Below are 1,381 nucleotides of genomic sequence, written 5' to 3' on the forward strand. Positions count from 1 at the left end.
CTGAAGCAATCGGAAGTGGTTCCAAGAAAAGCCTCTAAGCTTCAGTCATACGAGACCGTACCGCAAACCGACACAGGTGGGCGAGATGAGTATTCTAAGGCGCTTGAGAGAACTCGGGAGAAGGAACTCGGCAAATTGGTACCGTAACTTCGGGAAAAGGTACGCCCTTGTAGCTTGGCTGATTTACTTCAGTAGGGCGAACGGGTTGCAATAAACTGGTGGCTGCGACTGTTTAATAAAAACACAGCACTCTGCAAACACGAAAGTGGACGTATAGGGTGTGACGCCTGCCCGGTGCTGGAAGATTAAATGATGGGGTGCAAGCTCTTGATTGAAGTCCCAGTAAACGGCGGCCGTAACTATAACGGTCCTAAGGTAGCGAAATTCCTTGTCGGGTAAGTTCCGACCTGCACGAATGGCGTAACGATGGCCACACTGTCTCCTCCCGAGACTCAGCGAAGTTGAAGTGTTTGTGATGATGCAATCTACCCGCGGCTAGACGGAAAGACCCCATGAACCTTTACTGTAGCTTTGCATTGGACTTTGAATCAATCTGTGTAGGATAGGTGGGAGGCTTTGAAGCGGGGACGCCAGTTCTCGTGGAGCCAACCTTGAAATACCACCCTGGTTCATTTGAGGTTCTAACCTTGGCCCGTTATCCGGGTCGGGGACAGTGCATGGTAGGCAGTTTGACTGGGGCGGTCTCCTCCTAAAGTGTAACGGAGGAGTTCGAAGGTACGCTAGGTACGGTCGGACATCGTGCTAATAGTGCAATGGCATAAGCGTGCTTAACTGCGAGACTGACAAGTCGAGCAGGTACGAAAGTAGGACATAGTGATCCGGTGGTTCTGTATGGAAGGGCCATCGCTCAACGGATAAAAGGTACTCTGGGGATAACAGGCTGATTCCTCCCAAGAGTTCATATCGACGGGGGAGTTTGGCACCTCGATGTCGGCTCATCACATCCTGGGGCTGTAGCCGGTCCCAAGGGTATGGCTGTTCGCCATTTAAAGTGGTACGTGAGCTGGGTTTAAAACGTCGTGAGACAGTTTGGTCCCTATCTGCCGTGGGCGTTGGAAATTTGAAGGGGGCTGCTCCTAGTACGAGAGGACCGGAGTGGACAGACCTCTGGTGTACCGGTTGTCACGCCAGTGGCATTGCCGGGTAGCTAAGTCTGGAAGAGATAACCGCTGAAAGCATCTAAGCGGGAAACTTGCCTTAAGATGAGATTTCCCAGAGCCTTGAGCTCTTTGAAGGGTCGTTCGAGACCAGGACGTTGATAGGTCAGGTGTGGAAGTGCAGTAATGCATTAAGCTAACTGATACTAATTGCCCGTACGGCTTGTCCCTATAACCTTAGCAGGTTGTGGTGAATGAGAAGT

At 51.3% G+C, this 1,381-nt stretch carries 1 rRNA gene; it reads left to right on the forward strand.

What is annotated here, in order from left to right:
- Positions 1-1,349: ribosomal RNA gene (locus tag JOD97_RS32430) — 23S ribosomal RNA — on the forward strand; the annotation flags it as partial.
- Between the last annotated feature and the right edge of the window lie 32 nt (positions 1,350-1,381).

This window comes from Duganella sp. 1411, assembly GCF_017833525.1.
Taxonomy (GTDB): Bacteria; Pseudomonadota; Gammaproteobacteria; order Burkholderiales; family Burkholderiaceae_D; genus Rugamonas.